This window comes from Gammaproteobacteria bacterium (genome assembly GCA_013697705.1).
Taxonomy (GTDB): domain Bacteria; phylum Pseudomonadota; class Gammaproteobacteria; order UBA6002; family UBA6002; genus UBA6002.
Genome location: JACCWJ010000027.1, coordinates 116885 through 130588, shown reverse-complemented (window position 1 = coordinate 130588; position 13704 = coordinate 116885). Strand labels below are relative to the sequence as shown.

Annotated in this window: 7 protein-coding genes; 5 read left to right on the top strand and 2 right to left on the bottom strand. The window is 39.2% G+C overall.

Annotated elements, in window-relative coordinates; genetic code table 11:
* The first annotated feature begins 2 nt into the window (after nt 1–2).
* Nucleotides 3–1385 carry a glycosyltransferase family 2 protein gene (locus tag H0U71_06980; protein MBA2654794.1) on the top strand — a complete coding sequence of 461 codons (1383 nt, stop codon included), beginning with the start codon at nt 3–5 and terminating at the stop codon, nt 1383–1385.
* Here the strand turns inward: H0U71_06980 and H0U71_06975 are convergent.
* Nucleotides 1382–2356, bottom strand: coding sequence for a GDP-mannose 4,6-dehydratase (locus H0U71_06975; protein ID MBA2654793.1), 975 nt, complete (start codon nt 2354–2356; stop codon nt 1382–1384). The genes H0U71_06980 and H0U71_06975 overlap by 4 nt on opposite strands.
* A gap of 14 nt (nt 2357–2370) precedes the next feature.
* Nucleotides 2371–3666: a nucleotide sugar dehydrogenase gene (locus H0U71_06970; protein ID MBA2654792.1), complete on the bottom strand. Its 1296-nt coding sequence runs from the start codon at nt 3664–3666 to the stop codon at nt 2371–2373.
* A gap of 84 nt (nt 3667–3750) precedes the next feature.
* Here H0U71_06970 and glmS point away from each other — a divergent pair, with 84 nt between their 5' ends.
* From glmS to H0U71_06950, 4 genes are all read left to right on the top strand, one after another.
* Nucleotides 3751–5580, top strand: a complete 1830-nt coding sequence (gene glmS / locus H0U71_06965; protein ID MBA2654791.1) for a glutamine--fructose-6-phosphate transaminase (isomerizing) — start codon at nt 3751–3753, stop codon at nt 5578–5580.
* 374 nt (nt 5581–5954) lie between these two features.
* Nucleotides 5955–12167 (top strand): ankyrin repeat domain-containing protein, encoded by a 6213-nt coding sequence (locus H0U71_06960; protein MBA2654790.1) that lies wholly within the window; start codon nt 5955–5957, stop codon nt 12165–12167.
* 85 nt (nt 12168–12252) lie between these two features.
* Nucleotides 12253–12699 carry a YaiI/YqxD family protein gene (locus H0U71_06955; GenBank protein MBA2654789.1) on the top strand — a complete coding sequence of 149 codons (447 nt, stop codon included), beginning with the start codon at nt 12253–12255 and terminating at the stop codon, nt 12697–12699.
* Nucleotides 12700–12721: 22 nt separating this feature from the next.
* Nucleotides 12722–13693 carry a tRNA-dihydrouridine synthase family protein gene (locus H0U71_06950; protein ID MBA2654788.1) on the top strand — a complete coding sequence of 324 codons (972 nt, stop codon included), beginning with the start codon at nt 12722–12724 and terminating at the stop codon, nt 13691–13693.
* The last annotated feature ends 11 nt before the right edge of the window (nt 13694–13704 follow it).

Here is a 13704-nt window from a genome sequence, read left to right as displayed (position 1 = left end):
CTATGGAAAATTTTATTTTAATAGCTAGCTATACTATTTTATTTTATTTCGCATCCTTAACTATTGGTTATTGCATTCTTTTATTTGCATCATTATCTGACATACTCAGACAATTTAAAGAAGCTGATTATGGCAACATATCCGATGTGTTCACTGCATTTGGTTCACTACCAATTCTCACTGTCATTGTTCCAGTTTGGAATGAAAAAACCAGAGTTTTTAATACAATATATAGCTTGGTCAAAAGCGATTATTCTCCGATAAATATCACCCTCGTTAATGACGCTTCGACTGACAACACCATGGATTTATTAATCCAAAAATTTCAATTATATGTCATTCCCACAGTGATAAAACAAACTATTAAAACACAGCCTATAAGAGCGACTTACCGTTCGACGCTTTATCCAAATTTATTAGTCATTGATAAAGGACATGGTTTTGGCAATGGGGCCGATAGCATTAATGTGGGTATTAATGCATGTAATACTCCATTATATATGACGGTAGACGCAGATACGATTGTAGAGCCTCAAGCCATCAGTAGACTATTATTTAATTTTTTTTCCAAACCTCACTGTGTCGTGGTGGGTGGGGCAGTGTATGTGCTAAATGGTAATGAAGTGCAAGAGGGGGTAATGGTTAAAACAGGTTTACCCTCCGAAACAGTTGCGGCTTTTCAAGCGGTAGAATACATTCGCTCTTTTCTATTTGGTCGTGCGGGATGGAATACTTTTAGCGGCGCCCTTTGTTATGCAGGCGCATTTACTTTATTCGAAAAACAAGTTGTCGTGGATATGGGAGGGCTTGACGCTAAAAATTTTGCTTATGACGCTGAAGTAGTGACTCACATACATGATTACATGCGTCGACATAAATATCCATATACCGCTTATTTTACTTCAAATGCATTTGCTTGGACTGAAGTGCCCGCCACAATTAAACATTATTGGAAGCAACGCAATTTTTGGCAGCGAGGAATGCTCCGAACATTTACCAAACATAGCAACATGTTTTTCAATCCTCGCTATGGAATTGTTGGAATGTTCAATGTTCCCTTTAATTTTTTCTACGAAATAATGGGGTCGGTAGTTGAGTTTCTCTCTTATATGCTACTCATCCTTGCGCTCATTTTTAGTACTGTAGCGGTCAAACCTTTAGTGTGGGCCCTCATATTAGCTGCTGCCTTCTCCGCCTTTATCAATCTTGCCAATTTTTTCTTAAATATCATAACTTACAAAAAGTATCATAATTTTTATGATACTCTGCGTGTGGTGTATCTTGTCACCTTAGAAATGTTTGGATTTCGTCAGATACGGGCGGCCTGTTGTTTTGTTGGAACCATGCAATACATATGGAATCGGCTCCGAGGACGGCCCGTTTAACTTTGTAGTTTTCTTTTCGATTTGATAACGTCTTTAATCGTCCCTTCTAAATTCCAATCAAATTTCAAATCGATAAGCGATTGTAATTTTGTGAGATCCGGTCTTCGGCATCGAATATCGACATACTCTTCACCATACGCTTTCTCGTAAGAAATGTGATCAATAGGTGAATCACTCCCTGCTAATTTTTTGATTAGTTCGGCAAGATTATTAATGGTGATTTCCTGGTCATTTCCTACATTTACTATCTCTCCGATACTTTTCTCAGAATGGGCTAATTGGTCCAAAATTTTCGCTGTATCTCTTACATCGCAGAAAGATCGCGACTGTTCTCCATCACCAAACACGGTGAGCGGTTCGTTCTCAATAGCTTGGTCTACTAATCGTGGAACTACCATCCCGTAGCGTCCAGTTTGTCTGGGACCCACGGTATTAAAAAATCGTATTAGAGTAATAGGGATGCCAAATTTTCGATAATAAGCTAAACCAAACGATTCATCCGCCAATTTGCTGACAGCGTAATGCCATCGATTTCTGGCATTAGATTCGATGATCAAATTTGCATCTTCTTGAAGTAAGGCTTGGTTAGTGGGTCCATAAACTTCTGAACTTGAAGCAATGATGACACGTGGCTTCCAATCGGCTGTTCGAATGGCGCGAAGCAAACGCTCACAACCTGCAATATTTACTGCTAAAACACGTTCAGGCTCCTCTAACACTTTAAACATCCCCACCACTGCTGCCATCTGATAGATTAGATCAGCCCAGGTAACGATTTTGTCGATGTCCTTCCAGGTTACGATATCCTGATTCGAAAAACGAAAGTTGGGGTTATTCATAAAGGGAGTTATATTGCATTCTTGACCGCTACTCAGATTGTCAATGCCATAGACCATATCACCCTTATTTAAGTGATGCTCTACTAAGTGAGATCCAATAAAACCTGCAGCCCCTGTAATTAAAACTCTCATATTACGTCTCCTTGTTAAAGTCTCCACACTGTCAGATCACTCGACTTAAATTCGTCGACATTAAGAACACTTTTCACATCCATTATAAAACCTTTTGGGTCTAATTTTTTTTGATAATCATCACAGCTCAATGCCTTAAATTTTTTGTGCCCAACGGCAATAATGATTGCCGAAACTGTTGGAATGTTTCCCCATGCTGATAACTCAATTCCAAATTCGTGGAAGGCCGATTCTTCGCTGGCTACAGGATCATAGAATATGACTTCAATACCGTAGGCCTCTAAGTGTTTGCTTAAATCCACTACTTTATTATTTCTGACATCATCGTAATCTTCTTTGTAGGTAATGCCGAAAATAGCAATTTTAGTAGGAGTTTTGATTAGTTTTCGTTTTACTAAAAGTTTGATAGTTTCATCCGCGATAAAATGGCTCAATTGTTCATTCGTTTTGCGCGAAGCTTGAATAAGGTAAGGGGAATAATGAATTAAACTCGCCTTGTAGAGAATGTAATAAGGGTCAACACTGATACAATGTCCGCCTACAAATCCTGGATGAAAGGGAATAAAATTCCATTTAGTGCTTGCTGCTCTAATGACTTCAGTGGTGTCAATATTTATTTTTTTGAAAAATTGCGCCAATTCATTCATTAATGCAATGTTGGTATCACGTTGAATGTTTTCAATGATTTTTGCCGCTTCAGCTACTTCAATGCTAGAGGCTAGAAAAACGCCTTTTTCAACAATGCTTGCATACTCTGCAGCAATTATTTTTAATGCGGCGGCATCGCTTGCGGCCACTATTTTAACCGTATTTAAAAATGTATGAATTTTATCGCCCGGATTAATGCGTTCAGGAGAATATCCAATCGCAAAATCTTTGCCTAATACTAAATCGCTTTCCATTTCGAGTATGGGAAGACAAATTTCATTCGTAGCACCAGGGTAAACGGTAGATTCATAAACTACGATATCCCCAGGTTTTAACATCCCCCCAATTAAGATCGAAACATCGACCAAGTAGCTAAAGTCGGGAAAATTTCCCTCAGTAATTGGGGTGGGAACTATTACTATATAAAAATTGCGATCGGCAATATCTTGAGGGTCGCAGGTTAATTGTAACTCTCTGTCTCCAAACTCCTCTTTGGAAAACTCGCCATGGCGATCGATGCGTTGTTTGAGTTCGTCAATGCGGCTTTCATCACAATCAAAACCTATTATTGACTTCACTCGTTGGAAGGCTAAAGCTGTATGCAGCCCAGCATAGCCCAAGCCTAGTATTGCAATTTTCCGTTGCTCTTTTTCTGTCTTCATGAGCTTTATTATAGACTAGACTCTCATAACCAGCGGCAACCCACACTATACTATTAAGGACTCAGTTGTTTATAAGGTTTGAATATGTGTGGCATTATTGGTGGAGCATCTTTTCAAGAAATTGGCCCGGTATTACTCGAGGGGCTAAAACTTCTGGAATACCGAGGCTACGATTCGGCCGGGCTCGCTATTATGACGCCAGCTCACCAGCTCGAATGCGAACGAGTGAGAGGAAAAGTGAAAAAATTAAGTATAGAATTTTCAAAATTTCCTATAGCTGGAAGCTGTGGCCTAGCACATACAAGGTGGGCGACCCACGGTGTCCCTTCTAAAAACAATGCCCATCCCCATGTCTCCCATCACCAAGTGGCTGTTGTCCACAATGGAATTATCGAAAACTATGAAGTACTGAAATCTTCCTTACAGAAAGCAGGCTATGAGTTTCTTTCAGAAACAGATTCGGAAGTTATCGCGCATTTAATTCATCAAAATTTGGAACTGACGGGAGACCTTTTAAAGGCGGTGCAGCAATCATTACCACTATTGGAAGGAATGTATGCCATTGGGGTGATGAGTACATCTGAGCCTGACTCTATTATTGGAGCTCGCTCGGGTAGCCCCCTCGTGATTGGTTTAGGAGAGAAGGAAAATTACATTGCTTCTGATAGCGCGGCGTTACTCCCTGTCACTCATCATTTTATTTATCTTGAAGATGGCGATATCGCGGTGGTGAGCTCAAACAAAGTGCTTATCTATGAAGCTAATGGGGGCCATGTTAAACGAAAAGTGATAATATCTGCGGCCTCAGAACAAGATACTAGCTTAGGTAAATTTCAGCATTATATGGAAAAGGAAATTTTTGAGCAGCCCCAGTGTGTCACTCTTCTGTTACAAGAACATCTCACTCAGAATAAAGTCTTAGAGGTTACATTTGGCGCTCAAGCATCAAAACTTTTTCATAAGGTGGAGAACGTCATGCTCGTGGCTTGTGGGACGAGTTATCACGCGGCGATGATTGCGCGCTATTGGCTCGAAGAAATAGCGGGTATATCTGCTCAGGTGGAGATTGCAAGTGAATACCGCTATCGTCATCCCGTGATCAAGCCAAATACGCTTTTTATTGCGTTATCGCAATCAGGGGAAACCGCCGATACATTGGCTGCTTTTCATCTAGCTAAAAAACAAAAATATATAGGTAATTTAGCCATTTGTAATGTGGCGGAAAGTTCCCTCGTACGCGAAGCTGACCTCGCCTGCTTAACACATGCAGGTCCGGAAATTTGCGTTGCTTCTACTAAAGCATTTGTGACGCAACTTGTTACCATGTTGATGTTGACCGTGGCGCTGGGGCGGCATCATAAATTGACCTCAGCCGACGAAGAGAAAATCGTAAAGCTGCTTTGGGGGCTCCCTGCAAAACTAGCAGCGGGGTTACGATTAAGGGATACCATACGGCAGCTTGCTAAGGAATTCGTAAATGAACACCATGCGCTGTTTTTAGGGCGTGGCAGTCTCTACCCTGTCGCCATGGAAGGAGCACTTAAACTTAAAGAGATAAGCTATATTCATGCTGAAGCCTACCCGGCGGGTGAACTAAAACATGGGCCAATCGCCATTGTGGATAAAAAATTACCTGTCGTAGTAGTTGCCCCTGACAACGATTTATTCAACAAATTAAAATCTAATGTACAAGAGGTAAAGGCGCGAGGAGGCAAGCTCATTGTTTTTGCCGACCATAAGACAGATTTAGATGACTCCGCTATTCAAATTATAAAAATGCCCAGTGTCAATTGGATTTTGGCACCTATTCTCTACGTGTTGCCATTACAGCTATTGGCTTATTATGTAGGGCTGGTTAAGGGAGCGAATGTTGACCAACCCCGTAATCTAGCGAAATCAGTTACAGTCGAATAAATATAAAGACAAAAGCACCAAGCCTAAGGCTGAATTCGCTTATTATGTTTTTTATCCCCCTCGTGACGACGCTCATCTTGACTGCCTTTATCGTGGGTATTTGTGCGCATGTTTATTCTCCTCTTTAATTCTATTTTAATAATAGAAGATTATGATGGGATATGTGCGGGGAAAAGAAAATATACAAATTTACCTCCAAGAGAGTAAAATGCGGGTATATGTGCTTTCTTAACTCTTGGCTGTAGCGTCTTCGTCAGACAAGTAAGAGCAAAACCTCTGACGAGGCTCACAAATGAAGTAAGTCGCGAGATTTTTTGTTCAGAACAAAGCTTCGCCCAGTGTCGTAATGAGATCGCCTAACGCGTGGAAGATAAATGAAATTAAAGTCAGAACAATTAAACCCAAAACTTGAAAAAATTTGTTCTCCTTGGAGAAAGATCAGCCCCGATTATTTTGCTGATGCGGATAACATCAAAAAGCTCAACGAGATGTCAGCGATATTCGAAGAGTATATAACACCTGAGAGGAGTAAGACTTATGATTCAGAAACTCGAATTCGAAAAGCATTAGGGCTGATCACGGCCCTGTATTATTGTTATAAAAATGTTGCTTATCCTGGTAAAGATGAAACGATTAAGAAAGAGATCGATAAGGCAAAAGCAGCTCTATTAGATGTACGTGAACTCGATAAGATAGACCCTGTCCCTTTTTGCAAAATGTCGCAAAATTATCCCTATTTGACTGCACAATTGGCTGAATTAAGAAAACATCTAGACAGATTTAAGCCAAAAGTCATGGGATGGAGCAGCAAATTATATGCCCGCTATTTATCAAAAGACAATAAATTTGCATACCGTGCCCTCGAGAATGCCTATGCAGAAAGTTTGAGAGATTGCAATCTTAATGCGGTGAATTTAGCTATCGCTCAAGAGGCAGGAAATTTCCAGGGTAATCGATTTAGTGCCCTAATTAATTATGATATGTTTAGATTTTGTAAAGCGTGGCGCGAAAGAAATAAAACCTTTGAATTAGTATCAACGCCTAAGCCGCGACAGTTCAAGAATATCAAGCAGGCTGAGGGTTATCTTCTAACGGAAAAAGATATTAACCTTGGTTTAATAATTCTCAAAGAATCTTATGAAGCAGAAAAATCTCAAGCGACTGACCTTCCTCCGATTACTTTCTTACCTATACAGTCCGAGCCTGGCTCTGAATTTATTTCCGACTCAATAAAAGCGAGAGGTTGTCAATCTTATATTGGTATCTATCATAAAGCACATCATTATGTTCTAAATTTTATCCATAAGTGGCCCTCTGGGCGAACTACAGTAGTTCTAGTTGACCCTGCTCCTCATAGTAAATATAAGACTCAAACACTTCAAGAATCGGCGCAAGCGTTTGCCAAAGCCATTCCAGGATGTGATGTTGTGGCATTAGATATTGTGCAACAATTTAATGGCTCCGACTGCGGAATTTGCAATCTCCAAACTGCACAAGATATTATTAATAGTTTTATTGATCCCGAAAAAAATACTTTCTTTGATTTTAGAGATGAGAAACTTTTTATCGATCCTCTAGCGCTTAGATTGAATGCAGAAAATTTTAGGCATAGAGAGCAAGAGATGGTGGTGTCTTGCGTTCTTGTTCGATTCGAGTGGGAATCAGCTTTAAAAGAGGAAAAAAAAGAGCTGGCAATCTTTCCGAACGAAGAGGACTATATTTATTGTGGTGAGTATGATTTTGAATCACAAAAGAATCAGGCCGAGTATGATTCCAGCTTTTCGTCAATCGCTGCGGAATTCCAGCGTTCTAAATTTGCTAAAGAATTGTTGCCAAGCGCTAGGATTGCCACTATACGTTTGCAAGCTTACGAAGACATACTAGAAGAAAAATTTTCACAATTCAAAAAATTTAGTCCCACCTATGCTAATCATAAAGACAAATTAGCACCGAATTTCTCCGAAAAATTTGATGATGATATTAAGCACTCGATTAGAAGCCTAGAATTAAAACCCATAATATTTGAGAGATTAGCTGAGGCCTTTTTAAGTCAATACAAGGATAAATTATTCCCTGATAATACCTATGTCGATGTTAGAGGGTTCGCTCATTTAGAAAAAGAAACTCAGAATCGTTACGAAGATTTCATAAAACGTAATCCTGAATACGCTCAAATAACGGCTCATCCGGACTTTATGGGATGTAGCAAATATGTGCAAAGCAAGATTACTCAACATGCCAAGAAAATCTATTGCTTTGAGAGTAATTTAGAAAAATTCCAGAATCAACCACTCACTTATGGATTATTACAACAGTGTAGAGATATTTTACAAAGAAAACATCGCTTCTTTAAACCCGAGCTTCTTAGAATCATTAATAAACTTTTGGCTCATAAAAAGGCTGGGTTGCCTTTAGAAACAGAGTTGGATTCGAATGCAGCCGCCACATTGAAATTTTTTATGCAGAAGTATAAAGATTCAAACAAGAAAGACCCTGGCGTCCTTCGTACGATAGACGCTATAAGATCAACTACTACTTGTAATACGAATGTTCAGCGTCAGCAAGGGGATGCAATGACCTTTGAGGAAGTTAAAGATGAAATTACTAAGGGCCATAATAAAAATGTTTCAAATAGAAGTTTAATTTCCTATACACTTGGTGTGCTTGAGCATATTAAACAACAGAATGAACAGCCCGATGAATCAAATTCTTTGTTTTTGGAATTCGATAGGTTTCAGAATTCCTGTAGACTAACAAATTCTAATTATAACGTGAGAGACAAAGGGGGGGCGGGTCAATCAATTGGCATGATACATCTTGGGTATCATGGAAATTGGGATGGTTATGATCTTCACCTGATACGAGATTTACCTTCACAAGAAACGTTAGAAAATTATTATGGTAATTGTTATCTCCTAACTAGAAACTCCACAACGCTATATAAAATTAGTGAAACAGGCCAAGCAACAAAACTTAACATAGATAAAGAAACTCTAGCGCAAATTAAAGATTTCCTCCTGAAAAATAAAGAAATCAAGGTGATCCGCGAAAAACATACTTCCGAGTCGCTGGGTAATCTTTGGAAGCAAATTCGATCTAATGAAGGTTATACTCCTAAGCCCGAAGAGCAGCAGAAAAATGTTGGTGCTAAGCACCAACTGAATAACTTGGTGGAAAGTTTTGTCGGTGCGTATAGTCGAGCAAAACAACATGATCGAGTCTCAGAATTCTTGTCAGAGATTTACAATACCGGATGTGTCGAGGCTAGAATAAAGCCTGCCTTAGAATGGGCAACTAAACTTGAAACCTTTGCTGATCTCGACACCGTCATGGCTCGAGCAGATATAGCTGCAACTCAATATTTGACGAGTATAGGCAAGTCTGCCTCTTATGAAAACAAATTCCATTTTATTTTAAAACACTATAAAGGCGTTAAAGTAGTCTCCAAAAGTATAAAATACGATGAAAATTTCAAACCAATTGAAAAGATTGAAAAGATAGTTAAAATATCTAAGAAACTCATCGAAGAACATTACGCTGATGTAGAGCAAAAAGCCACGCTGAAATCCAAGCATAAAAAAGACCTAATCGATATTTACAACAATTATAATCTCCAGCATTTCCAAGAGGCTTTGGCTGTAGCGGATTTAAAGACACCTGGCCTACATAAACCTAACTCCCAAGGGCTAACACTATTAACTGAAGCCTGTCGCAAAGGGCGCTTTGAGCATGTACAAGCACTAATTTATCATGGCATAAATCTAAACTCACTTAATACAAAAGGTGAATCTGTTTGGACGGTTACATTCGACGCCCCTACACAGCTAGGTCTAAATCCCGATGGCGCACCTATTCTTTGTCGGCAAAGAGTTTTTGTAACCTTATTTAGTGCAATTAATTCCCCCGCAGAAAAAGAACGCATAGCTAAAGATTTATTGTTGCGCGCATATACAAGTAGTGCCCAAGACTTTGGCACCATCTTGCATTATATTTCAGATAACCAATATCTATATAAACCGGTTGAGAGCCTGGACAATGTAAGCTTCCTCGTCGATGCATGCTTAAATAAGAAAAAAAATCATATAAAAGTGCTGATTGACAAAAAAATATTTGATATGAGCACCGCTAATATAAGCGTACCTCCCGAAAATAAAAGCTTAATTCAAGTTGCCGCTGAGAAAGGCGATGATGAATTGATTAAGGCTCTTATTGAGGCCATTGAAGATAAGACTAAACGAAGTGAGGTTCTAGAAAAATTATTTATTTATTTTACGAGTGCTAAGGCAAATTATGCTTCATTCGAAGTATTTATTGAATATGCTCTCCAAGCAGAAAAATCTCTGGATGCAGTGTACGCTGGCCAAACATTGCTGACTCAAGCATGTTTATCTGATGAGCCAGCTGCAGTTAAATTTCTTCTTAAACAAAATGAAACAAAGAATGAATTTCCATCGAATAATGCGAAGCAGCTACTCTTGCAGATAGCTTTTGATAACAGTCAATCAGTATTTTTTGTGCTTGCCAAAAAAATGATTACTGATGCTGATGAGAGAGCGCAATTTTACGATAACAATTTGGAAAAAATTTTGCAAAGCGAGGATTTTCTCGCTGATTTTTATTTTGCTCGGTGGGAGAAAGCGGGGTTATTTGCTTATCTAAATGAAAAGTTTGACTTTGCGAAAGTTAAGCCATTACTCGAGTATGCCATAAAAAATAATCAGCCGATGTGTGTGAGAGGTTTAATTTCTACTATGCGGGGCAATGCTGAATTCAAGGAAGCATTGCCAAATTTACTTTTACATGCTCAAACTAACTCTAACCCTGCAGCTTTTGAATTATTATTATCCGCTGTTACCAATTTTGATGTTCCGGGGTTGAATCTCCCTTGGCCAGAGGGTGGCTCTACTCTTATAACGCTCGCATGCCAAGACCAAACTCCACAAAGTCTAAAAATACTGGAATTACTGGCTCAAAATAAAGAAGTAAATCTTGTAAACGCTGAAGGCGGAAGTTTAGTAAAAATCGCGGTTATTCAAAAAAAGGCGGATAAGGCTAAAATTTTACTGGATAGATTAGCGTCGCGTTCTACTCAACAAATGTTTGCCGCGGTAGAGAACGATGATTTGTTATTGTTGGCTTATAAAACCGGTAACTATGCTGTTTTCAATGAGATATTCTCACGCTTCAATAATTTAAATGTTCCTGGCCTTGCCCTGCAAAGTAATCAATTAGAGGGCGGTACATTTTTAAGTGATATCATGCGTAAACCAGATTCTTTTTTCAAGCGAACAATTATTGATGATTTGCTGTGGAAGGGTCAAATTCCCTCGAACGCGGTGCTTGCTAGCAGTAAATTTAAATCCATATATTCAAATGTTATACATGAGGCTGATGCAACATTCGGGTCTGCGGACAAACAATTTTTTCTAGAAAATTATCTTTATCCCATTATTCATACGGTGGACATCAATCGCAAACTAAGCTTGATAATCGAAGCGAGAATGTGGGCTGCACAATATGAATATGTTTCGCATCATTTAAAAGAACTGGAGAAAGTCATTCGGTCACGGTCAGAAAATATACAAAATTCACCAGCTTATCATTGTCATGGCTATAGTTCACTTCACAAAGCCTGCAGTGAGCAAACCGACTTCGTACCGCTTCTTGAAAACCAGAAGGAACTTAAAGCAGGCGCTCAGCCTGATGCATTATATGGAAAAACCGCCTTACATTACGCCTTTATGCACATGAAAAATATCCGGGATATCGAAACTTTAATAAATCAGCCATTAATGCAGAGATGTTTGACAATTGAAGATTATGATGGGTGCTTACCTCTGCATTATATTTGTATGCGCGATTATGATTTTGAATTCAAGATCGGAGATGACCAAGTTTTATCTCCCGATAAAGTGTTTCGTCGTACTCCGCTACATTATGCGTGTATTTCAGGTAATTTGGAGTTGGTAAAGCTTATTAGCAATCTACCTGCTGCAAATGATCAAATGAATGCTGTTGATAAGTTTAATAATACAGCACTTCATTGTGCTGCTATTTCGAAGCGATATAAAATCATTAAAACATTAGTGGATAAGGGCGCAGATTGTCACTTAAAAGATAATAATGGTGATACGCCATTACATATAATATGTAGAAGTGGCAATATCCAATCATTCAATTCATTAATGGCGACTGCTAATTTTTATGACCTTTTTTATATCAAGAATGCAAAGGGTCGAACACCGTTACAGGAACTTGAGCACAGCAATGGAGATAGCCCGCATTTCAAAAAATATGTAAGCGCTCTTTATGCTTTAGTGAACCGCAAAAAGATTTTATCTAAGAAGCAGGACGCTGAATCCGTTATGAAACTAGGGCACATAGATAAACTTCTGAGTGACCTGGCTAGTGGGAATGTGCTAGAGCAACGAGGAATACTTGGTGGATTGAATGATGCGGCGCCTTTATTCACACCACGTAATGTGAAAAAATTCTTATTCTTTACAACAGGCGCTAGCAAGCCATCTGAGACGGAAACTGCAAAAGTAGTAAAGGAATTAAAGCAGTCGATTGGAGTGAAAGTCTAATTCCCCCGACTTGTCGAACAATGTATGAGATGTCTAGACCCCGAGCGCCATTCGCCGTCATTAAGGAGTTTCTGGTTCCATGACAATTAAAATATGGGTAGATGCAGATGCTTGTCCTTTAATGGTCAAGAATATTCTCTACAAAGCAGCGGGGCGCACTCAAACCTTGGTAGTGCTAGTGTCGAATCAATTTTTGCAAATTCCTGCGTCCCCATTCATAAAAAAAATGCGTGTGTCAGCTGGCTTTGACGTTGCTGATAAAGAAATTGTCAAACAAATGGAACCCGGAGATTTAGTCATCACGGCGGATATTCCATTGGCTGATGCAGTCGTAGAGAAGGGCGGGATTGCACTTAACCCGCGCGGTGAGTTATATTCAATTAATAATATTAAACAACGTCTTTCAATTCGTGACTTCAACGAACAGCTACGTAGTAGTGGGGTTAGAACGGGTGGTCCTGCAAAATTAAGTGCGAAAGAGATTCAAGCATTTGCAAATTGTTTAGATAGATTACTCACTAAAACCAAATAAATTTTAAACTATGACTCAAAACTTGATAAAACCTCTCCGCCTCGGAAACCACGAATTTCCCATTAATCTTATTCAAGGCCCTCTAGCAGGATACAGTAACGCTCCCTTTCGCTTACTCACCTGGCAACATAGCCGGCCCACTTTTACTTGTACAGAAATGATTTCTTCTAAAGCGTTAATCCATCAACCTCATTTATCAAAACGCTATATCCAAAAAAATCCTGGCGAAGGTCCCGTCTGTTTTCAGCTTTCAGGAAACGATCCTGATGAATTAGCGCAAGCCGCCAAAATGGCCACGGATGCGGGAGCTGATTTGATCGATTTGAATTGCGGCTGTCCAGTCAAAAAAATTCGTCGCAAAGGCGTGGGTTCGAGTTTGCTCGCAAATCCAATACAGTTATTTAAATTAATCGTTGCCTTAAAATCAAATACTACCGTTCCAGTCTCAATTAAAATACGAGTGGCAGGTGACAGTGATGAAAAATTTAACGCACAGATCGCCAAAGTAGTTACTGACGCAGGCGCGGATTTCCTCATAGTCCACGGACGCCATTGGACTGAAAATTACGACATTCCCTGTCGTTATGATGAAATAAAATTTTTCGTAGAAAATTTAAAAATACCTGTAATTGGCAATGGTGATATTAGCTGTGCAGTTTCACTTCAGAAAATGTTTGCTACCGGCTGTGCGGGTGTCATGATTGCACGTGCGGGGGTGGGTCAACCCTGGCTGATCAAAAAATTAATTGCTGAGGTTAACCAAGAAAAATTCCACATGCCTACCTATCCAGAAATAGGAGCGATTTTTTTAGAACATGTAGAGAATTTAATTACGTTCTGTGGTAGCGAACGATTTGCAATTATTCAAGCACGTAAATTAGTGAAGTATTATGCAAGAGGACTTCGCACCAAAGTTGATTTAATTAATGCATCTAACAAGATAAATAGTTTAAACGAATTAAAAACCCTTTGTTCTTTACATTTTGTTGCATAAATTAGCGCTTA